The sequence below is a fragment of the Microbacterium hydrocarbonoxydans genome (genome assembly GCF_011752045.1).
GTDB lineage: Bacteria > Actinomycetota > Actinomycetes > Actinomycetales > Microbacteriaceae > Microbacterium.
Genome location: NZ_JAAKXW010000002.1, coordinates 169,900 through 191,758, shown reverse-complemented (window position 1 = coordinate 191,758; position 21,859 = coordinate 169,900). Strand labels below are relative to the sequence as shown.

Annotated in this window: 17 protein-coding genes; 10 read left to right on the top strand and 7 right to left on the bottom strand. The window is 71.4% G+C overall.

Annotation, left to right across the window (positions count from 1 at the left end; all coding sequences use genetic code 11):
- Window positions 1-72: 72 nt before the first annotated feature.
- The 5 genes from G6G98_RS09210 to G6G98_RS09190 all read right to left on the bottom strand — a co-directional run bounded on the left by G6G98_RS09210 (window position 73) and on the right by G6G98_RS09190 (window position 6,063).
- Window positions 73-1,596, bottom strand: a complete 1,524-nt coding sequence (locus G6G98_RS09210; protein ID WP_164234808.1) for an alpha-N-arabinofuranosidase — start codon at window positions 1,594-1,596, stop codon at window positions 73-75.
- 31 nt (window positions 1,597-1,627) lie between these two features.
- Entirely contained in the window at window positions 1,628-2,527 is a 900-nt protein-coding gene (locus G6G98_RS09205) for a carbohydrate ABC transporter permease (RefSeq protein WP_067355238.1), read from the bottom strand.
- Window positions 2,527-3,468, bottom strand: a complete 942-nt coding sequence (locus tag G6G98_RS09200) for a carbohydrate ABC transporter permease (protein WP_067355242.1) — start codon at window positions 3,466-3,468, stop codon at window positions 2,527-2,529. The genes G6G98_RS09205 and G6G98_RS09200 overlap by 1 nt, the downstream gene beginning before the upstream one ends.
- Window positions 3,465-4,811, bottom strand: a complete 1,347-nt coding sequence (locus G6G98_RS09195) for an extracellular solute-binding protein (RefSeq protein ID WP_067355246.1) — start codon at window positions 4,809-4,811, stop codon at window positions 3,465-3,467. Before G6G98_RS09195 ends, G6G98_RS09200 begins: the two co-directional genes overlap by 4 nt.
- A 184-nt stretch (window positions 4,812-4,995) precedes the next feature.
- The gene (locus G6G98_RS09190; protein WP_067355250.1) at window positions 4,996-6,063 is read right to left on the bottom strand and encodes a LacI family DNA-binding transcriptional regulator; all 1,068 of its coding nucleotides are present in this window, start codon (window positions 6,061-6,063) and stop codon (window positions 4,996-4,998) included.
- Between the two features lie 72 nt (window positions 6,064-6,135).
- Here G6G98_RS09190 and G6G98_RS09185 point away from each other — a divergent pair, with 72 nt between their 5' ends.
- The 8 genes from G6G98_RS09185 (at window position 6,136) to G6G98_RS09150 (ending at window position 17,999) form a co-directional block, all read left to right on the top strand.
- Window positions 6,136-7,413: a D-arabinono-1,4-lactone oxidase gene (locus G6G98_RS09185; RefSeq protein WP_067355253.1), complete on the top strand. Its 1,278-nt coding sequence runs from the start codon at window positions 6,136-6,138 to the stop codon at window positions 7,411-7,413.
- Window positions 7,414-7,557: 144 nt separating this feature from the next.
- Window positions 7,558-8,568, top strand: a complete 1,011-nt coding sequence (locus G6G98_RS09180; RefSeq protein WP_164234807.1) for a LacI family DNA-binding transcriptional regulator — start codon at window positions 7,558-7,560, stop codon at window positions 8,566-8,568.
- Between the two features lie 218 nt (window positions 8,569-8,786).
- Window positions 8,787-9,521 (top strand): L-ribulose-5-phosphate 4-epimerase, encoded by a 735-nt coding sequence (locus G6G98_RS09175; protein ID WP_067355261.1) that lies wholly within the window; start codon window positions 8,787-8,789, stop codon window positions 9,519-9,521.
- On the top strand, window positions 9,518-11,095 hold the full coding sequence (locus tag G6G98_RS09170) for a xylulokinase (protein WP_164234806.1): 1,578 nt from the start codon (window positions 9,518-9,520) through the stop codon (window positions 11,093-11,095). Before G6G98_RS09175 ends, G6G98_RS09170 begins: the two co-directional genes overlap by 4 nt.
- A gap of 9 nt (window positions 11,096-11,104) precedes the next feature.
- Window positions 11,105-12,622 (top strand): L-arabinose isomerase, encoded by a 1,518-nt coding sequence (gene araA, locus G6G98_RS09165; protein ID WP_164234805.1) that lies wholly within the window; start codon window positions 11,105-11,107, stop codon window positions 12,620-12,622.
- Window positions 12,622-13,620, top strand: coding sequence for an aldose 1-epimerase family protein (locus G6G98_RS09160; protein ID WP_164234804.1), 999 nt, complete (start codon window positions 12,622-12,624; stop codon window positions 13,618-13,620). Before araA ends, G6G98_RS09160 begins: the two co-directional genes overlap by 1 nt.
- Window positions 13,621-13,640: 20 nt before the next feature.
- Window positions 13,641-14,921, top strand: a complete 1,281-nt coding sequence (locus G6G98_RS09155; RefSeq protein WP_164234834.1) for a glycoside hydrolase family 27 protein — start codon at window positions 13,641-13,643, stop codon at window positions 14,919-14,921.
- Between the two features lie 249 nt (window positions 14,922-15,170).
- On the top strand, window positions 15,171-17,999 hold the full coding sequence (locus G6G98_RS09150) for a glycoside hydrolase family 43 protein (protein ID WP_243842070.1): 2,829 nt from the start codon (window positions 15,171-15,173) through the stop codon (window positions 17,997-17,999).
- A gap of 194 nt (window positions 18,000-18,193) precedes the next feature.
- Here the strand turns inward: G6G98_RS09150 and G6G98_RS09145 are convergent, their stop codons facing one another.
- Window positions 18,194-18,859 (bottom strand): type 1 glutamine amidotransferase domain-containing protein, encoded by a 666-nt coding sequence (locus G6G98_RS09145; RefSeq protein WP_164234803.1) that lies wholly within the window; start codon window positions 18,857-18,859, stop codon window positions 18,194-18,196.
- Window positions 18,860-18,934: 75 nt separating this feature from the next.
- Between G6G98_RS09145 and G6G98_RS09140 the strand changes: the two genes are divergently transcribed.
- Window positions 18,935-19,834 carry a LysR family transcriptional regulator gene (locus tag G6G98_RS09140; RefSeq protein ID WP_208321460.1) on the top strand — a complete coding sequence of 300 codons (900 nt, stop codon included), beginning with the start codon at window positions 18,935-18,937 and terminating at the stop codon, window positions 19,832-19,834.
- A gap of 3 nt (window positions 19,835-19,837) precedes the next feature.
- Here the strand turns inward: G6G98_RS09140 and G6G98_RS09135 are convergent, their stop codons facing one another.
- Window positions 19,838-20,425, bottom strand: a complete 588-nt coding sequence (locus tag G6G98_RS09135) for an antibiotic biosynthesis monooxygenase (RefSeq protein ID WP_164234802.1) — start codon at window positions 20,423-20,425, stop codon at window positions 19,838-19,840.
- 170 nt (window positions 20,426-20,595) lie between these two features.
- Between G6G98_RS09135 and G6G98_RS09130 the strand changes: the two genes are divergently transcribed.
- Window positions 20,596-21,780, top strand: coding sequence for a thiolase family protein (locus tag G6G98_RS09130; protein WP_164234801.1), 1,185 nt, complete (start codon window positions 20,596-20,598; stop codon window positions 21,778-21,780).
- Window positions 21,781-21,859 lie beyond the last annotated feature (79 nt).

Sequence of the window (21,859 nt, the reverse complement as noted above, 5' to 3'; positions counted from 1 at the left end):
CTCCGGAGGAGGAATCCCCGGATACCCTCAGCCCGAGCGTGCGTTCTCCTCCCCAGCGGAGGGCGGAGCGCTTCAGGCGAGCTCGATCACCGACCAGGACAGCGCGGGGAGCGTGGCGCGCACCGAGCCGTCGACGACCTCGGCCGCGACGAGCGGCACCATGTGCACGGCATCCGGCGTCGTCTCCAGGTTCGCCGTGAAGCGGTCGCCGCCCTCGGGGATCGTCAGCGTCTCGGCGTTCGCCACCGCCAGGTCGCCGAAGCCGCGGAGGTCGACCGTGAGGTCGTTCGCCGACTCCAGCGACCGGTTCGCCACGAACAGCACCACGCGCCCGGTCTCCTCGTCGAAGGTGGCGGCGGCGTCGACCGAGTCGACGTCCCCGTACTGCTTCGTGCCGATCTGCGAGGCCGACACGGCGAGCTGCAGGATGCGGCCGCGGGCGAGCCGCGCCATCCGCTCGAAGGGCCAGAAGCTGGTCTGCCGCCAGGCCGGGCCGCCCTGCTCCGATCGGATCGGCGCGATCACGTTCACGAGCTGCGCCTGGTTCGCGATGTGCACGCGGTCGCCGTGGCGCAGCAGGCTGTTCAGGAAGGTGCCGACGACGACGGCATCCGTCACGTTGTAGGTGTCCTCGATGAGGCGCGGATGCTCCCGCCAGCCGGCCGCGGCGATCGCGGCCTCCTCCTCGTCGTTGTACCGGTCGAAGTCCCAGACGTTCCACTCGTCGAAGGAGATGTTGACCTGCTTCGTGTGCTTGCCCGCGGCCTTGACGGCGTCGATCGTGGCGATCACCCCGTCGATGAAGGCGTCCATCTCCACCGCTTCGGCGAGGAACGACTCGGCGTCGCCGTCGAGCTCGCGGTAGTACGCGTGCATGGAGATGAAGTCGACCTCCTCGTAGGCGTGCGTGAGCACGGTGTGCTCCCAGGTGCCGAAGGTCGGCATGCCGCGGTTCGAGGAGCCGACCGCGACGAGCTCGATCGAGTCGTCGACCAGCTTCATCGCCTTCGCGGTCTCCTGTGCGAGCCGGCCGTACTCGGCCGCGGTCTTGTGGCCGATCTGCCAGGGCCCGTCGAGCTCGTTGCCGAGGCACCACAGCTTGATGCCGAACGGGTCCTCGGCGCCGTTGCGCCGGCGCAGGTCCGACCAGTACGTGCCGCCGGGGTGGTTCGCGTACTCGACGAGCGCGCGCGCCTCCTCGACGCCGCGGGTGCCGAGGTTGATCGCCTCCATGACCTCGACCTCGGCCTCGCGCGCCCAGTCGACGAACTCGTGCAGCCCGAAGGCGTTGGTCTCGATCGTGTGCCAGGCGCCGTCGATGCGCCGGGGGCGGTCGGCGACGGGGCCGACGCCGTCCTCCCAGCGGTACCCCGACACGAAGTTGCCGCCGGGGTACCGGATCACCGTCGGGCCCATCTCGCGCACGAGCTCCAGCACGTCGCGCCGGAAGCCGCGCTCATCGGCCTGCGGGTGCCCCGGCTCGTAGATGCCGGTGTACACGCAGCGCCCCATGTGCTCGACGAAGGATCCGAAGAGTCTCCGGGGGACGTCGGCGATGGTGAAGTCGCGGTCGATGGTGATGCGGGCCTGAGCCATGGTTCTCCTTGTCGGGGGATGGAAGGGGTGTCTACTGGCCGCCGAAGCCGCTGGTGGCGACGCCCTTGACGATCTGCTTCTGGAAGACGATGAAGACGATGATGAGCGGGAGCGCTGCGAGCACGGCCTGGGCCATGACCTGTGCGTACTGCACGCCGTAGGCGCTGATCACGGTCTGCAGCCCGACCGGCAGCGTCATCAGCGTCGTGTCGTTGATGACGAGGAACGGCCAGAGGAAGTTGTTCCACGCGCCGATGAACACGAAGATCGCGACGGAGGCGAGGATCGGACGCGACAGCGGCAGCACGATGGACCAGAAGATCCGCAGACGCCCTGCGCCGTCGACCCTGGCCGCGTCTTCGAGCTCGATCGGGATCGCGTCGAAGAACCGCTTCAGGATGAAGACCATCGCCGGCGCCACCACCTGCGGCAGGATCAGGCCCCAGTAGGTGTCGATCAGGTTGAACGCGAGCATCTCGTAGAAGAGCGGGATGATCAGCACCTGCGGCGGCACGACGATCGACGCGATGATCACGGCGAACAGCCAGCGGCGTCCGGTGAAGTCCATGCGCGACAGCGCATAGGCCGCCAGCGCCGAGATCGCCAGCGTGATCAGCGTGACGGCGACCGACGTCCAGAGGCTGTTGAACGCCCACGTGTAGACGTTCCCCTGCGAGAGGATCGCGGCGAACGCCTCGGTCGTCGGCCCGGAGGCGCCGATCCACGACGGGTCGCCGGAGGCGGCATCCGTCTCGGTCTTGAAGGCGGTCGCGACCGCCCACAGGAACGGCAGCAGCCAGCCGATGGCGAGCAGGAGCAGCACGACGAAGGCGGCGACCCGGAGCGGGGCGAACGGCTTCTGGCCCGGCATGCGCGCGGCACGTGGCGGCTTCGACGTGACGAGCGTCTCGGTGAGGGTGGCGGTGGACATCACAGCTGCTCCTTCCGGCGGCGCGTGATCAGCGCCTGCACGACGCCCACGATGACGATGAGCGCGAAGAACACGTACGAGATGGCGGCCGAGTACCCGAAGCGGTAGCTCACGAATCCGGCCTCGTAGATGTACTGGACGATCGATCGGGTGGTGTCGCTGGCGACCCCGCCGAGCATCTGGTACGCCTGGTCGAACAGCTTCAGCGAGGCGAGGATCTGCAGGATCAGGATGAGCACGGTGGCCGGTCCCAGCTGGGGGAGCGTGATCGACCAGAACTGGCGCCAGGAGCCTGCCCCGTCGAGGGAAGCCGCCTCGTACTGCTGCGGCGGGATGTTCTGCATCGCGGCGAGGTACAGCAGGAAGTTGAAGCCGACCGTCCACCACACCGTCGCGATGACGATGGACATCATGTTGGTCTCGGGGTTCTGCAGCCACGCGAGCGGCTCGAGACCGAGCGCCTTCAGGATGTTGTTCGCGGCGCCGATCTGCGGGTTGAAGATCCACACCCAGATCTGTGAGATCACCGTCGAGGCGAGCAGGTACGGCATGAAGAACGACAGCCGCCACAGCCACTGGCCGGGAAGGCCCCGGTCGACGAGCGCCGCCATCAGGAGGGCGATCGCGACCAGCGGGACGGTGGACAGCAGCGTGAACCAGACGGTGTTCCACAGCGACTGCCACATCACCGGGTCGCCGAGCGCTTCGGCGTAGTTCGCGAACCCGACGAAGCCGCCGCCGGCGCCGGTGAGGGACTGGTCGGTGAAGCTGAGGATGACGCCGTGCACGATCGGCCAGACGAGGAACAGCACGAAGGCGAGCAGGAACGGCGCGAGGAACGCCCAGCTGACGAGCTGCTCGCGGCCGCCGGAGCGTCGGACGGGGCGAGCGGATGCCGTGCCGGTGACGATCGCGCGGGTGGAGGTGGCCGTGAGCGTCATGACTCGAACGTCCCTTCGGGGTCGGCGGGGTTCGGCTGGCGGAGGAAGGTGTTCACCCGGCGCTCGAAGCGGTCGATGGCCGCCGCCGGATCGTCTCCGTTCAGCAGCACGCCCTGGACGGCCGCGCCGAACTCGCCCTGGAAGTTGGAGCCGGAGCCGGTGAACCAGGCGGTGGGGTCGTAGACGACGTGCTTCGCGGCTTCCGCGTAGTGCGCCTGGGGGAGGAGGTCGTCGTACTCGGACGACTCGGTCACCGGGAGGAACGCGGGCACGTGCCCCGCCTCGGCCCAGCCGAACGAGCCCTTGAGCATGTCGGCGACGAAGCGGTACGTGAGGTCGCGCCGCACCGGGTCGGCGTTCGTCTGGTGAGGCAGGACGAAGGAGTGCGAGTCGGCGTACACGGCCGGGGTGCCGTAGAGCGTCGGGATCATGGTGGCGTCGAAGGGGAGCTTCGCGTTCTGCATCGTTCGCAGCTCCCAGACGCCGGTGAACAGCATCCCGCTCTGCCCGGTGGCGAACTCCGCCACCGCCGTGCCGTAGTCGGCCTGCGTCGCGGCGATCTCCCCGTCGAGGAGGGTGCGCACGAACGACAGCGATTCGACGGCCGCATCCTTGTCGATCACCGCGGGACCGCCGGCGGGGAGCTCGATCGGCGCCCCATGCTGCGAGTACAGCGTGTAGAACAGCCGCCACATCTGCGCTCCGTCGCCGAGGTAGCCGTAGGAGAGGGCGTGCCCGCCGGCCTGGCTGCCGATCGCGCGCAGCTGCTCGACGAACTCCTCGGGAGAGGCGGTCTCCGCGAGCCGTCCGTCGCTGTCGAGCACCCCGGCCGCGTCGCAGATGTCGGTGTTGAACATCGCCACGAACGGGTGGGCGTCCAGCGCGATGCTGTACATGTCCTCGCCCACGAACCCCTTCTCCCAGATCGGCGCGGGGAAGGTCGAGGCGTCGACGCCGAGCTCGGCGAGCCGGTCGAGATCCCACGGGTCGAGCAGGCCGCCCGGCGCCCAGCCGACCGTGCGGGTGGCGTGCATGACGGCGACGTCGGGAGCGCGTCCGCCGGCACCCGCCATCGCGAGCTTCGTGTAGTACGGAGTGCCCCAGGCGAGGACGGTGGGGCGGATGCGGTATGCGCTCTGCGCGTCGTTCGCGTTCTGCAGCAGCTGCGACATGGTCACCCCGTCTCCGCCGGAGAGCAGGTGCCAGAACTGCAGCGTCTGCGGGCCGGAGCCGGGGGTCGCGCCGGGCGCGCAGCCCGCGAGCACGGCCGTGCCGGCGGCCAGGGAGGCGGCGGCCAGGAACTGCCTTCGAGACAGATCGAGGTGTCTTGTCGGGGGCGTCATCCGTCACTCCTTCGTGACTGCGGTCGGGGGCGCCACCCATCATTACATCGTGGTAATCCGTGACGCAAGCATCGGAACGAATCGCTCCGGTCGCACCTGAACACAGTGCTGAGCGCGCAGACCGGCACGAACTGCGACCGGAACGAGCGGACGTCGACCGGCCGGAACGCCGACCGGAACGATGTCAGGGACGGTATCCGGCGGGGGAGGCGGCGGTACTGGCGCGCTCGATGAGGCGGTGCGACAGGGTCAGGCCGCGCGGCGCAGCGGTCCGATCGTCCATCCGCGACTCGAGCAGGCCGAGTGCGGCCTCGGCGAAGGCCCGCCGGTCGAACGCGATCGTGGTGAGCGACGGCGAGGTGAAGTCCGAGAACTCCACGTCGTCGAAGCCCGTGACGATCACGTCATCGGGAACGCGGATGCCGTGCTCGTGCAGCGCGTGCAGCACGCCGAGCGCGAGCGAGTCGGTCAGCGCGATCACCGCGTCGAAGCCGATCCCGCGCGAGATCAGCGTGCGCGCCGCATCCGCCCCCGACGCCATCGACCACGGCAGGCGGTTCACCTCGAGTCCGGCATCCCGCGGGACCCCGGCCTCGCGGAGCGCGTCGTGCACCCCGTCGAGCCGGAGGCGGCTGGTCGCGGTCGCGATCGAGGCATCGCCGTCGGCGCCGATCACGGCGATCCGCCGGGCACCCCGCGCGAGAACGTGCCTCGTGGCATCCGCCGCCGCCAGGCGACTGTCGATGCGGACGTGGTCGGCCCTGTGCTGCTCCACCTCCCCGATCACCACGACCGGCGGCAGCCGGTCGGCGTACTTGAGGACGCTGTCCTCGAGCCGGACCGGGTTCAGGATCAGGCCGTCGACGAGGTGCGCCCTGGCCCGCGAGAGCAGCTCCTTCTCGCGCTCGGGCTCGGTGGCCGTCTCCTCGATCTGCACGGCGAGCCCGCGTTCGTGGGCGGCCTGGACGATGCGGTGCACGAGCTCGGCGGAGTACGCCGTCGCGAGGTCCGGCAGCGCGACGGCGATGATCCCGGAGCGGCCCTTCCGCAGGCCCCGCGCGCTGAGGTTCGGCACGAAGTCGAGCTCGGCCATCGCCGCCTCGACCTTCGCCCTCGTCTCCTCGCGCACGACGACCGTGCCGGTGACGACGTTCGACACGGTCTTCGGCGAGACGCCGGCGAGCGCGGCGACGTCCTTCATCGTCGCTCGCCTCGTCGCCCCCTTCGCCGCGGGCGGCGGCATCGCTGTCATCCGGTCAGCCTAGCCGCGTGCCCGCCCGTCATCCGGAATTCATCGATGTAGACGGGTGGTTAGGCTGGCGCCATGAGCATCGAGCGCAACTGGGCGGGCAACCTCGCGTACCGGGCCACGTCCGTCGAGCATCCGGAGTCCGTCGAAGAGATCCGGTCGCTTCTCGCCGAGCCGGGACCGGTCCGCGTGCTCGGCTCGCGACACTGCTTCAACGACATCGCCGACAGCGCCGGCCGGCTGGTCGCGCTCGACCGGATGCCCGCGGTCATCGAGGTGACTCCTGAGCGCGACGCCGTGCGCGTATCCGGCGGGCTCCGTTACGGAGACGTGGCTCCCGCGCTCGAGGAGCAGGGGCTCGCGCTCGCGAACCTCGCCTCGCTGCCGCACATCTCGGTCGCCGGCGCGGTCGCCACCGGCACGCATGGCTCCGGGGACGGCATCGGCTCCCTCGCGAGCGCGGTGCGCGCCCTGACGATCCTCACCGCCTCCGGCGAGGTGCGCACGCTCTCCCGCGGCGACGAGGGCTTCGACGGCGCGGTCATCGGTCTCGGCGCGCTCGGCGCGGTGCTCGACGTCACCCTCGACGTCGAGCCGACCTATCAGGTCGCGCAGCACGTCTTCGAGCACCCGTCGTGGGACGGCATCCTCACCGACTTCGACGCCGTCACCGGCCTCGGCACGAGCGTGAGCATCTTCTCGACCTGGCAGCAGACCGGCGACGCCGACCAGATCTGGGTCAAGCAGCGGGTCCCCGCGACCCGCGCGGATGCGCGTGCCCTGCAGCTGCTGCGCGACGACAGGGTCGCGGCGCTCGGGGCTGTCGCGGCCGACGGCAAGCGGCATCCGATCCTCGGCATCGACCCCGAGGCCTGCACCGAGCAGGGCGGGGTCGCCGGCACCTGGTTCCAGCGCCTGCCGCACTTCCAGCTCGAGTTCACCCCGTCGGCCGGTGCCGAGATCCAGAGCGAGTACCTCGTGCCGCGCGCCGACGCCGTGGCCGCGATCTCGGCGGTGCGCTCGCTCGCCGACCGCATCGCCCCGCTGCTGCTCGTGAACGAGATCCGCACGGTGCGCGCCGACGACCTCTGGCTGAGCTCCTCGTACGGAACGGATGCCGTCGGCATCCACTTCACCTGGAAGCCCGAGGAGAAGTCCGTCCGCGCCCTCCTCCCCGAGCTCGAGGCGGCGCTGCCGGCATCCGCGCGTCCGCACTGGGGCAAGATCTTCACCCTGGACGGCGCCGAGGTGCGCTCCCGCTACCCGCGGTGGGACGACTTCGCCGCGCTCGCCGCCTCGTTCGACCCGGAGCGTCGCTTCGTGAACGAGTACCTCGAGCGGCTGGGCCTCTGAGCCCTCCGGGTGGCAACCGATGGCGTTCCGGTCGCAGTTCGGCACAGTCCGCCGCCCGTCGACCGTGCCCGAGTGCGACCGGAAGCGGGGTCGTGGCGTCACGACCTCCCGACGAGTCCGCTCGGGCGTCATACACTCGACGGCGTGAGTGAGTCCCGCAGCGCCCCCGGCCGCACGGTCGGCGTGCGCGACGTCGCCGCCCTCGCCGGAGTCTCCAGGCAGACCGTGTCGCGCGTCCTCAACGACCATCCGGACGTCGCCCCGGAGACCAAGGAGCGGGTGCTCGCCGCGATGGCCGAGCTCGGCTATCGGATGAACAACGCGGCCCGTGCGCTCGGCACCCGCCGCTCCCGCACGGTCGGCGTGCTCGCCTCCGATGCGCTGCAGTACGGACCATCGCGCAGCATCGCCGCGATCGAGGCCTCGGCCAGGGAGGCCGGCTACTGGGTGAGCGCCGCCTTCGCCGACGCGGGGGATGCCGCCGCCGTCGTCTCGGCCGTCGATCACCTGACCGCCCAGGGCGTCGAGGGGATCGTCGTCGTCGCCCCGCACGCGCGCACCCTCGACGCGCTCGACGAGCTGCGGATCGGCGTGCCCGTCGTGATCCTGCACTCCTCCGGCCGTGGATCGCGAGGCCTGTCGGTCGACCAGGTCGCCGGCGCCCGCCTCGCCGTCGCCGCACTGGCGGATGCCGGCCACACCCGCATCGCGCACCTCGCAGGACCCGCCGACTGGCTGGAGGCGGAATCCCGCGCCGACGGCTTCGCGGCCGAGCTCGCCGCGCGCGGGCTGGAGCCCGGACCGGTGATCGCGGGGGACTGGTCCGCCGGATCCGGCTACGCCGCCACCGAGGCGATCCGCGACTCGGGTGTCACCGCCGTGTTCGCGGCGAACGACCAGATGGCGCTCGGCCTGCTCGGCGGGCTGCACGAGGCGGGGCTCTCGGTGCCCGGCGACATCAGCGTGGTCGGGTTCGACGACATCCCCGATGCGGCCTACTACTGGCCGAAGCTCACCACGGTGCGCCAGGACTTCGACGAGCTCGCCCGCCGCGCGGTGGCCGCGCTCATCGGCGGGGCGGATGCCGCGGCATCCGATCTCGCCCCCGTGGCGCCCGTGCTGGTGTCGCGGGAGTCGGTCGCGGCTCCGCGCTGAGCCGGGTCTCGACCGCAGGCGGCCGCCGCGGCCGTTCACAATTCCTCAGTATCGCGCGCTGCCGCGTCCGCGTTCCCCGGGAGGACGCGGCGGTCATCGACCAGTGCCACGGAATCTGAGGAGTAGTGAACGGCTGGGCGCCCTTGACGATCGCACGGCGGCCGTGTCACACTACTGTGACCGGTCACAGTGACCGGTCACGAACTTCCGAGGTCACCGTGAGCAGCGAAGCCCCCGCCTTCAGCCCCGCCGTCGAGGCGTCGATCCAGGCCGTCCGCGAGGACGTCGCGCGCCTGCACGGCGAACTGGTCCGCTACGGACTCGTCGTGTGGACCGGCGGCAACGTCTCGGGCCGCGTCCGCCTGACCGAGGACGGCGGCGGCGACCTCTTCGTGATCAAGCCCTCCGGCGTCTCCTACGACGACCTCGCCCCGGAGAACATGATCCTCTGCGACCTCGACGGCGATGTCATCCCGGGAACGCCGGGCAGCGAGCGCAGCCCGTCCAGCGACACCGCCGCGCACGCGTACGTGTACCGCCACATGCCCGAGGTCGGCGGCGTCGTGCACACCCACTCGGACTATGCGGTCGCCTGGGCCGCCCGCGGCGAGGAGATCCCCTGCGTGATCACCGCGATGGCCGACGAGTTCGGCGGGCCGATCCCGGTCGGCCCGTTCGCGATCATCGGCGACGACTCGATCGGCCGCGGGATCGTCGAGACCCTGAGCGGGCACCGCAGCCGTGCGGTGCTCATGCAGAACCACGGACCGTTCACGATCGGAGTGAACGCGAAGGATGCCGTGAAGGCGGCGGTCATGGTCGAGGACGTGGCGCGCACGGTGCACCTCGCCCGCGAGGCGGGACCGCTCATCCCGATCCCTCAGGAGGCCATCGACAGCCTCTACAACCGGTACCAGAACGTGTACGGCCAGAGCGCGGACGCCCGCCGATGAGCGCGCGCGACGACATCCTGGCGGGTCGCACCACCCTGGGCATCGAGCTCGGCTCCACCCGCATCAAGGCGTGCCTGATCGGCTCCGACGTCACCGGGGTGATCGCGACCGGCTCGTTCTCCTGGGAGAACCGGCTCGAGGACGGCCTCTGGACCTACGGCCTCGACGAGGTCTGGCAGGGCCTGCAGGCCGCGTTCGCCGATCTCGTCGCCGACGCCCACGACCGCTACGGCGTGCGGCCGGCGACCTTCGGCGCCATCGGCATCTCCGCCATGATGCACGGCTACCTCGCCTTCGACGCGGACGGTGACCTGCTCGTGCCGTTCCGCACCTGGCGGAACACGAACACCGGCGTCGCGGCATCCGAGCTCACCGATCTCCTGGGCGTGAACATCCCGCTGCGGTGGTCGATCGCGCACCTGCACCAGGCCGTGGTCGACGCCGAGGCGCACGTGCCGCAGCTCGACTTCGTGACCACGCTCGCCGGGTATGTGCACTGGAGGCTCACCGGCGAGCGCGTCCTGGGCGTCGGCGACGCCTCCGGCATGTTCCCCATCGACTCCGCGACCGGCGGGTACGACGAGCGGATGCTGCAGGCCTACGACGCCCTGGCCGGCGACCGCCTCCCGGCGGGCCTCGTCGCGCTGCTGCCCGCTGTCCTCCCCGCGGGTGCGGCGGCGGGGAAGCTGACGGCCGAGGGCGCCGCGCTCCTCGACCCGTCCGGCGCGCTGCAGCCCGGCATCCCGCTGTGCCCGCCCGAGGGCGACGCCGGCACCGGCATGGTCGCGACCAACTCCGTCGCGCCGCGCACCGGGAACGTCTCCGCGGGCACGAGCATCTTCGCGATGGTCGTGCTGGAGCGTCCGCTCACCAGCCTGCACCACGAGCTCGATCTCGTCACGACTCCGGCCGGCGACGCCGTCGCCATGGTGCACTGCAACAACGGCGCCAGCGAGCTGGCCGCCTGGGCAGGTCTCTTCACCCGGTTCGCGGTCGCGGCCGGGCAGCCGGTCGGCGACGACGCCGCGTTCGAGGCCCTCTTCCGCGAGGCGCTCGAGGGCGAGGCGGATGCCGGCGGCCTGATCGCCTACAACCACCTCGCCGGCGAGCCCATCGCAGGGCTTGCCGAAGGTCGCCCGCTGTTCGTGCGCACCCCCGGCAGCGCGTTCACGCTGGCGAACTTCATGCGCGCCCAGCTGTACGGCGTGTTCGGCACGCTGGCGCTGGGCATGCAGGTGCTCGCCGGCGAGGGCGTCGGGCTCGACCGCATGTTCGCGCACGGCGGGATGTTCCGCACCGCCGGGGTCGCGCAGCGCTTCCTCGCCGGCGCTCTGGGTGCCCCCGTCGCCGTGGGCGAGCTCGCGAGCGAGGGCGGGGCCTGGGGCATCGCCGTCCTCGCCTCCTACCTCGGCCGCGCCGAGACGCTGGCCGCCTATCTCGACGGCACCGTGTTCGCCGCGGCATCCGTCTCCGTCGCCGACCCCGACCCTGCCGACGTCGCCGGCTTCTCCGCCTACCTCGACCGCTACCGCGCGGGCCTGGCCATCGAGGCCGCCGCCGTCGACTCCCTGTAAGGACCCGCCATGCCGAAGCTCACCACCACCCTCGACGGCTACGAGGTCTGGTTCCTCACCGGGAGCCAGCATCTGTACGGCCCGGAGACGCTCGTGCAGGTCGCCGCGCAGTCGCAGGAGATCGCGCGCCTGCTCGACGACGCGGACGAGACACCCGTCAGGATCGTGTGGAAGCCGGTGCTCACCGACTCCGCCGCCATCAAGCGCATCGCGCTGGAGGCCAACGCCGACGAGAACGTGATCGGCCTCGTCGCCTGGATGCACACGTTCAGCCCGGCGAAGATGTGGATCGCCGGCCTCGACGCGCTGCAGAAGCCGCTCGCGCACCTGCACACGCAGGCGAACGTCGAGCTGCCGTGGGCCGACATCGACTTCGACTTCATGAACCTCAACCAGGCGGCGCACGGCGACCGCGAGTTCGGCTACATCCAGACCCGCCTCGGCGTGCCGCGCAAGACGATCGTCGGCCACGCGAGCGACCCGCGGGTGCGTCAGGAGCTCGCCACCTGGCAGCGCGCCGCCGCCGGCCTCGCCGCCGCCCGCTCGATGAAGCTCGCCCGCTTCGGCGACAACATGCGCTTCGTCGCCGTCACCGAGGGCGACAAGACCGAGGCCGAGCTGCGGTTCGGCGTGCAGGTGAACACCTGGGGCGTGAACGAACTGGCGGATGCCGTCGCCGCGGCATCCGAGACCGACATCGACGCCCTCGTCGCCGAGTACGAGGAGCTCTACGAGGTCGCCCCGGAGCTGCGCCGTGGCGGGGAGCGCCACCAGTCGCTGCGGGACGGCGCCGCCATCGAGATCGGCCTGCGGCTGTTCCTGGAGGAGGGCGGCTTCGGGGCCTTCACCACATCCTTCGAGGACCTCGGCGAGCTCACGCAGCTCCCCGGCCTCGCCGTGCAGCGCCTCATGGCTGAGGGCTACGGCTTCGGGGCCGAGGGCGACTGGAAGACCGCGATCCTCGTGCGCGTCGCGAACGTCATGGGCGCGGGTCTGCCGGGCGGCGCCAGCCTCATGGAGGACTACACCTACGACATGACCCCGGGCGACGAGCTCATCCTCGGCGCGCACATGCTCGAGGTGTCTCCCTCGCTCACCACCGCCAAGCCGACGCTGGAGATCCACCCGCTCGGCATCGGCGGCAAGGACGACCCGGTGCGACTGGTCTTCACGGCCGACTCCGGCCCCGCCGTCGTCGTCGCGCTGAGCGACATGCGCGACCGCTTCCGCCTCACGGCGAACGTCGTCGAGAACGTCGAGCCGCGGGCCTCGCTGCCCAAGCTCCCCGTCGGCCGCGCCGTGTGGAAGCCCGCCCCCGACTTCAACACCTCGGCTGCCGCCTGGCTCACCGCCGGAGCCGCGCATCACACGGTGATGTCCACCGCGGTCGGCATCGAGGCGTTCCGCGACTTCGCCGAGATGGCGGAGGTCGAGCTCCTCGTCATCGACGAGGCGACCACGCTGCCCGAGTTCCAGAAGCAGGTCCGCTGGAACCAGGCGTACTACCGGCTCGCTCAGGGGCTGTGATGACGACCGCCGAGGGTGCTCCCGTCGCGCGAACTGTCGCCTCGACCGCCGCGCAGGCGACAGTTCCAGAGACGGGAGCGGTGGTGCTGCCGCGCTCCGGACGGCAGCTGCGCATCGCGCACGGCTCTTACGAGGCCGCGATCGCGAGTGTCGGCGCGTCGCTGCGCTCGCTCACGTTCGAGGGGCGCGACCTCGTCGTGCCGTTCGGCGCCGACGAGGTGCGCCCTGGCTACCGCGGCACGACCCTCGCGCCATGGCCGAACCGCATCGTCGACGGCCGCTACTCCTTCGGCGGCGCCGAGCACCGGCTTCCGCTCACCGAGCCGGAGCGGGGTCAGGCCCTGCACGGCCTGCTGTCGTGGGCGGAGTTCTCCGACCGCGTGATCGAGGCCGACCGCGTGGTGCTGGCCGCCGTCATCGAGCCCCAGGCAGGGTACCCGTTCCGCGTCGAGGTGGAGACCGAGTACCGTCTCGACGACGACGGGCTCACGCAGACGGTCACCGCGCGGAACATCGGGGCGGATGCCGCGCCCTGGGGCACCGGTCCGCATCCATACCTCGTGGCCGGGCCTTCCGGCCGCGTGGATGCGTGGAACCTCCTGCTCCCCGCCTCCGAGGTCCTCACCGTCACCCCCGACCGGCTGAGCCCCGTCGCCCTGGAGAGCGTGGACCGGCATCCGGAGTGGGACTTCCGCTCGGCCCGGCCGATCGGCGACGTGTTCATCGACCACGCCTTCACCGCACTCTCCCGCACGGACGGCGCCGCCGAGGTGCGGCTCACCGAGGGGGAGCACGGCGTCGCGATGACCTGGGACGAGCGCTGCCCGTGGGTGCAGGTGCACACCGCCGACAACCCCGGGATCGACGGCATCCACCGCATCGGCCTCGCGGTCGAGCCGATGACCTGCCCGCCCGACGCGTTCAACTCCGGCACCGACCTCGTGGTGCTCGAGCCCGGCGCGACGCACGCGGCATCCTGGCGGATCCGGGCGCTGTGACCACCGCGCCCGCGCCACCGATGGGGTGGAACAGCTGGGACTGCTACGGCACCACGGTGACCGAGGCGGAGGTGCTCGCGAACGCCGAGTTCATGGCGGAGCACCTGCTGCGGTTCGGCTGGGACACGATCGTCGTCGACATCGACTGGGCCGACCCGACGGCGCGCTCGCACGGCTACAACGCGGATGCTCCGCTGCACCTCGATGCGCACGGCCGGCTCATCCCCGACCCCGAGCGGTTCCCGAGCTCCGCCGGCGGCGTCGGCTTCGGGCCGCTCGCCGCTCGCATCCACGAGCTGGGCCTGCGCTTCGGCATCCATACGATGCGCGGCATCCCGCGGCGGGCCGTCGCGCAGAACCTGCCCGTCCTGGGGACGGATGCCGGTGCCGCCGAGGTCGCGGACGCGACGAACGTGTGCGAGTGGAACCCCGACATGCTGGGGCTCGATCACGAGCATCCGGCGGCGCAGGCGTACTACGACTCCACGCTCGCGCTGTATGCGGAGTGGGGCGTCGACTTCATCAAGGCCGACGACATGCTCTGGCCGTACCAGGAGGCTGACATCGAGGCGTACGCGTCCGCGATCGCCCGCTGCGGCCGGGACATCACCCTGAGCCTGTCGCCCGGTCGCGACCTCTCGCTCGAGCGGCTCGACCACCTGCGTGCGCACGCCGGCATGTGGCGCATCTGCGACGACCTCTGGGACTCCTGGGACGACGTCGCCGCCAACTTCGCGCGCTTCGCCCGCTGGGCGCCGTTCGCGGGGGAGAGGGGCTGGCCGGACGGCGACATGCTGCCGCTCGGGCGCATCGGCATCCGCGCCGAGCGCGGGGAGCCCCGCGACGACCGGCTGACCCCCGCCGAGCGGGTCTCGCTGCTGACGCTGTGGATCATCGCGCGCTCGCCGCTGATGATCGGCGGCGACCTGCCGTCGAGCGACCCCGCCACGATCGCGCTCTTCCAGAACGACGAGGTGCTCGCCGTGCTCCGGGGCTCGACCCGCAACCGCGAGGTGTTCCGCGAGGGGACGCTGGTGCTCTGGGCGGCTGACGGACCGGACGGCGAGCGGTATGCCGCGGCGTTCAACCTCGGCGAGAAGCCCGCCGAGATCGCGCTCGACGCAGGGAACATCGGCTTCCCGGCATCCGGAGCAGTCACCGAGCTGTGGACCGGCCGCGCCGTGCCGCTCGAGCCGGTGACCGTGCAGAGCGACGCGGCCAGGGGAGTGGCTCCCGGCAGTGCCGCGCTGCGAATCGCACTCGCCCCACACGGCGCCGCCCTGCTCCGCCACCGGCCCTGACGCCTGCCCTCGCCCCGCCGCGGAGCAGTTCCGGTCGCACTTCAGCACAGTCCGACGGCGCACGACTGTGCTCGACTGCGACCGGAACGAACCAGGACGAACGAACGCGGGGCGGCCAGGCAGCGGCGTCCGCACCGCGGGAAAGGGCTTGCCCATCGGGCATCCGTCCTGCTTGAATGTGTGTTGACGTTAACCTGTTGACGTCAACATGCGCGAGGCGAAGAGGCCTCGGTCCACAAGGGAGTGCGAATGAAGAGAAGCAAGGGCGTCGCGATGGTGGCCTGTGCCGCTGCGGTGCTGACGATGTCGACCGTGGCGACCGCGCAGGCGGCCGTGCCGACGGGCGAGCCCGTCACCTACACGGCGTACCCCGCCATCCAGGATCCGGGTTCGAGCTCGCCGAGCTACTTCCAGCCCTACTGGTTCGACGACGGAGGGGCGCACATCCAGGCGCACGGCGGCGCCGTGGTCAGCGCCCAGGAGCTCGGCGTCGAGGGCGGCGACGTCGTGACCGGCACCGAAGACGGCCGCACCGTGTACTACTGGTACGGCGAGGATCGCAGCAACGGCTACTACGGCAGCCCCGGCGTGCACGCCTACAAGTCCTACGACACCCTCAACTGGACCGACGAGGGCGTCGTGCTGCGCTCGGTCTCCAGCGCCGCCGAGCTCGAGACCGAGTACTTCGACGCTCTCTACGACACGGTCGACGATGCCGGCCAGCCGCGCGCCGACCGCATCTCCACCCTCAACTACCACCTCAACACCAGCGATGCCGCCGAGTACACGACGATCTTCGAGCGCCCCAAAGTGCTGTTCAACGAGGGCACCGGCAAGTGGGTGCTCTGGTGGCACTCCGACGGGCAGACCACGCCAGGCGGCAGCATGTACGCGCGCTCGATGGCGGGCGTCGCGGTGTCCGACAGCCCGACCGGGCCGTTCCGGATGACCGGGGTGTACCGGATGCCGAACCGCACGGACTACAAGGCCTGCATCTCGGCCGCGGTCCCGGGTCAGGCCAGGGACATGACGGTCTTCCAGGACGACGACGGCACCGCCTACATCGTGTACTCCTCCGAGGAGAACCGCTCGCTGTACATCGCCGAGCTCGACCCCTCCTACACGAACGTCACCCACACCACCGGCTCCGACATGGTGAACGCGGGGCAGTACTCGGAGGACGGCCGCTACCCGTACGTCTTCGCCGACGGCACCGCCGAGGCGCCCGTGCGCGGCGAGGACTTCCAGATCGTGAAGGAGTGCGGGATGCTCGAGGCTCCCGCGCTCTTCCAGCACGGCGGGAAGTACTACGCCCTCGCCTCCGGCGCGACCGGATGGGCGCCGAACCCGCAGACGTATCACACCGCCGACAGCATCCTGGGCACCTGGATCCGCGGAGTCGAGACCGGCGACTCCCACGAGAACGTCGCCTACAACGCGATCCCGGAGGGCGGTGACGGCCTGCTCTCGATCGGCGACACCCGCCGGACGACCTTCGGCTCGCAGGGCACGAACGTCCTCGACCTCGGCGGCGGCCGCTTCGTCTACATGGGCGACCGCTGGAACTCGGGAGCCGCGAACTCCACATACGTGTGGCTGCCGATCACGATCGGCGAGAACGGCCGCGCCGAGATGCGCAACCCCGCCACCGAGGACCCGGCGCGCTGGGGCGGCGGCTGGGACGCCTCGTACTTCGACTCGCACGGGCTCGGCACCGAGATCTGGAGCGTCGTCGACGACGGCCTGCCGGAGTCGGTGGAGCCCGGAGAGGACTTCGCGGATGCTCTGCCGGCCACGGTCCCCGTGAAGGTGGGCGACGCGACGGTCGACACGGCCGTGACCTGGAGCGCCACCTCGTTCGCCGAGCGCGGCACTCAGACGATCACGGGCACACTCTCCGCGGACGCGCAGTTCACCGCAGGGCGCACGTTCGCCCGCACGATCGAGGTGGCCACCCCCGGGATCGTGAACCTGGCCCTCGAGTCGGCCGTGTCGGCGTCCAGCCGTGCGAGCCTGGCCCCGACCGTGGCCGACGGCAACGTCAAGGGCAAGGGCTGGGACGACTGGCTCGGCGGCGGGGTCTACCCGAAGTCGAGCTGGCTGTCGTTCACGTGGCCGCTGACGCAGGATGTCGACGAGGTCACCGTGCACACCTACAAGGACGGCGCGGGGGCCACCTGGCCGTCGAGCATCGCCGCCGAGTACCTCGACGCTTCGGGCAGCTGGGTCGCGGCGGACGTCAGCGTCGACCTGGCGCAGGATGCCGCGGCATCCGCTCCGGTGGCGACGCTCGACGTCTCGGACCTGCCGCAGACCAACGGCATCCGCCTGCAGCTGAAGACGGCGACGAACACGTGGCAGTCCATCTCGGAGGTGCAGATCTGGGGCGCCGACGGCGTCGAGGACATCTGCTCGGCGGCCGGCACCACGGTCTCGGCGAGCTTCCACCAGACCGAGTGGGAGACGATGCCCCCGCAGAGCGCCTGCGACACCAAGGGGACCACCTCGTGGTCCACGTGGACCGGCGGCACGATGAAGGACTCCGCGACGTTCACGATCGAGCCCGCCGAGGCGCGGATCGTCGACCGCCTCGGGTTCACGAACATCGAGGGGTCGATCACGGGCGTGAGCGTCGAGTACCGCGACGCGCAGGGATCCTGGCACGCGACGACCGCACAGAACGCGGCGCCGAGCGCCAACGGCAAGCCCACGTCCATCGCATTCGACGCCGTGCTCGCCTCGGCCGTGCGGCTCACGTTCACGACTCCGGGCTCGTACCTGAAGATCCCCGTGCTCGCGGTGGGCACCACGTCGTCCGATGTCGCGCCCGCGGTGACGACGCGCTGCGTCTCCGGCAAGGTGCAGCTCGTGTCGACCGTGCGCAACGACGGCGATGCCGTGACGGATGTCGTCGTCGAGACGCCGCTGGGCCGCCGCGTGATCGATGACGTCGCGCCCGGTGCCGAGGGGCAGGCGGTCGCGGCGACGAAGAAGGCGTCGGTCGACGCCGGAGTGATCACCGCGACGGCCGGGGGATCGTCGGTGACCGCCGGGTACCCGGCGGCGACCTGCCGGTAGACGCGATCCTGCGGCGCGCATCGCTCGCCGGTCGTTGAGCGAGGAGCGCAGCGACGAGACGAAACGCCCCTTCAGATACATGACCTCGGGTCGTGTTCACTGAAGGGGCGTTTCGACTCGTGGATACCCGCACTGAGCGAGCGAAGCGAGTCGAGGCGTCGCTCAACGACCGCGGAGGAGACGACCGCGCCGCGTCAGGCCAGGATGGCGAGCAGCGCGGCCGCGGCGGACGCCGAGGACTGCGGGTTCTGACCGGTGATGAGCAGGCCGTCGACCACCGTGTGGTCGCTCCACGGCTCGGCCACCACGATGTCGGCGCCGAGCTCGCGCAGCGAGGACTCGAGGAGGAAGGGGGCGCGGTCGGCCAGGCCGCCGATGCGCTCCTCCTCGTCGGAGAAGCCGGTGATGCGCCGGCCGGCGACGATCGGCCGGCCCGCGGCGGTGCGTGCGGGCAGGAGAGCCGCGAGACCGTGGCAGACGGCGGCCAGCGGCCGGCCGGCCTCGACGGTGGCGGTGATGAGGGCCGCGGAATCGGCATCCGTCGCGAGGTCCTGCATCGGACCGTGCCCGCCGGGGTAGTACACCGCGTCGTAGGCGGCGGGATCGATGTCGGCGAGCGTGAGCGGCGCTGCGAGGCCGGGGATCGCGGCGATCGCGTCGGCATCGCCCTCCGCGAGGCTGCCGGCGTCGACCACGGGAGCGACGCCGCCGGGGGTGGCGAAGGCGACGTCGTGACCGGCGTCGGTCAGCAGCCGGTAGGGCGCGAGCAGCTCCTCGGCCCAGTAGCCGGTGGGGTGGGCGGTGCCGTCGCTGAGGGTCCAGGTGCGGGCGCCGGTGACGACGAAGAGGACGGTGGACATGTGGTGCTCCAATGCTGTCGAGATACACCGAGGAGAACCCGTCGTCGAGAAGAGTGATTCCGATACATTGGCGATGTGAGCGATCGGAATTCCGATGGATTGCAGGACGTGGCGCTGTGGCGGACCTTCCTCGCCGCGTACCGGGCGGGCTCCGTGTCGGCTGCGGCGCGGATGCTCGGCCTCGCCCAGTCCTCGGTCACGACCCAGCTCCAGGCGCTGGAGCGCAGCATCGGCGAGCCGCTGTTCGTCCGCCTCCCGCGCGGCATCCGTCCCACCTCCCGCGCCGATGAGCTCGCCGAGCGGGTGGCCGATCCGCTGGACGCGCTCGCCGCGGCCGTCGGCACGGCATCCGCAGGGCCGCAGCCTGCGGTGCGCCTCGGCGGCGCCGCCGAGTTCCTCGCCAGGGTCGGGGTGCCCTCCATCGCTCCCGCAGTGGCCGACGGCCTGCGCCTCACCGTGACCACCGGACTCGCCGACGATCTCCTCGCCCAGCTGCGCGCGGGGAGCCTCGACGTCGTCGTCTCGGCGGTGCGCCCGCGCGGACGTGCGCTGCCCGCATCCGCTCTCTGCGACGAGGAGTTCGTCCTCGTGGCAGCGCCCTCGCTCGGCGTCGCGCCGTCGCGCGGCCTGCCGCCCGCGGACATCGAGCACCTGCCGCTGCTCGCCTACGCGCAGGACCTCCCGATCCTGCGGCGGTACTGGCGGCACGTGTTCGGCATCCGTCTCGATCGAGAGCCGGCGCTCATCGCGCCGGACCTGCGCGCGCTCGCCGCCGCCGCCGTCGCCGGAGCCGGAATCACCGTGCTGCCGAGCTATCTCATCGCCGGCGAGCTCGACGACGGCAGGCTCACGGTGCTGAGGCCGACGGACGATCCGCCGATCAACACGCTGCACGTCGTCCGGAGGCCCGGCCCGCTCACCGAGGAGGTCGCGGCCGTCGAGCGGATGCTGCGCGACGCCGTCAGCGCCTGGTGAGGGTCAGCGCGCCAGCCAGTCCTTCAGCGACCGGGTGACCCGGGGCAGCACCCAGTACGTCATGATCGGCGTGAGGACGACCGTGGTGGCGAGCACGCGAAGCCAGATCGGCAGCGCATCCCATCCCGGCACCGGGCTCATCGCGTACGTGAACGCGAGGTTCACAGGGAAGAACCCCAGCCAGATCGACACGGCCTGCTTCCACCGGGGCGGCGTGCGGACCACCGACATCGTCGTGGTCGTGCCATCGCCGCGGGGCAGGGTGATGGTGTCTGTCGTCGGCTCGTCGAACCAGCCCTCGATGCCCGTGCGCCGCTTCGTCCGCTCGCTGCGCACGAACCCCTCGCCCATCGACAGCCACCACTCCCGCTCGCCGGAGCGCTCCCAGGCCTCGAGCGTCTCCTCGTCGGCGAACCGGTAGAGCATGTGCCAGACGTGCGAGTCCTCTCCGTCGCGCACCCAGCCGGAGCCGAGGAATCCGGGATGCCGGTGCGCGAGGTTCACCCCGGTCTGCACCCAGGCCGTCGCCTCGGCGATGTGCTGGGGGTCGACCTCGCGGCGGATGGACACGGTGATGGGTTCGCTGGACATGGCGGGTCCTCGGAGAAGGGGCGACCGGATCGCGGGCGCACCGATGGGACGGGGTGCGCCGGGGTGCGGCGCGGCTTCGATTCTATTTCGTGCGGGCGCCGCGCAGGCGCGAGGAGCCCGTTCCGACCGGAATCGGAGCCCCGCGCGAAGGACGGCGTGAAAATGGACGCATGAGCACGCGCAGCGAAGCCGTCCTGATCGATGTCGTCCGCACCCCGGTCGGGCGCGGGAAGTCCGGGGGAGCGCTGTCCGGAGTGCATCCCGTCGATCTCGCGGCGGGGGTGCTGTCGGCGATCCTCGAGCGCAGCGGCCTGGAGTCCGCGCAGATCGACGATGTGCTGCTGGGATGCGTGAGCCAGGTCGGCGACCAGTCGACCAACATCGCCCGGCAGGCGCTCCTCGCCGCCGGCTTCGACGAGTCGGTGCCGGGGACGACCATCGACCGGCAGTGCGGGTCGAGCCAGCAGGCGGTGCACTTCGCGGCGCAGGGGATCATGGCGGGCGCCTACGACGCCGTGATCGTCGGCGGCGTCGAGTCGATGAGCCGCGTGCCGCTGGGCTCGTCCGCCGCCGGCGGGTCGCCGATGTCGCCGCGGCTGCGGGAGCGCTATCCGCAGGGGCTTGTGAACCAGGGCGTCTCCGCCGAGCTCATCGCCCAGCGCTGGGGCCTCAGCCGCGATGCGCTCGACGCATACGCCGCCGAGTCGCACCGCCGCGCGGCATCCGCCTGGGCGGACGGCTTCTTCGACCGGACCGTCGTGCGCGTGCTCGAGGCGCCGGATGCCGTCGCCGATGAGACCGTCAGGGCGGGCACGACGGCTGAGGGGCTGGCCGGACTGCCGCCTGCGTTCCGCACCGACGCGCTCGCCGCGCGGTTCCCGGAGATCGACTGGAGGATCACGCCGGGCAACTCCTCTCCGCTGACCGACGGCGCCTCGGCCGCGCTGCTGATGAGCGCGGAGCGCGCCGAGGAGCTCGGCCTCACGCCGCGCGCACGGTTCCACACCTTCGCCGTCGTCGGCGACGACCCGCTCCTGATGCTCACCGGTCCGATCCCCGCGACGCGCCGCATCCTCGAGCGCAGCGGACTCGGCATCGAGGACCTCGACGTGTACGAGGTCAACGAGGCCTTCGCCTCGGTGCCGCTCGCGTGGGCGGCGGAGATCGGCGCGGATGCCGCGAAGCTGAACCCGCGCGGCGGAGCGATCGCCCTCGGCCACGCGCTCGGCTCCTCAGGCACCCGCCTGCTCGGCACCCTCGTCGACCACCTCGAACAGGTCGGCGGCCGCTACGGCCTGCAGACCATGTGCGAGGGCGGCGGCATGGCGAACGCCACGATCGTCGAGCGGCTGTAACCCGCCCCGGCCTGCGTGCGCTTCGCTCGGCCGGGTACGTCTCCCTCGGCCGGATGCGGCTCAGATGGCCGAGGGAAGC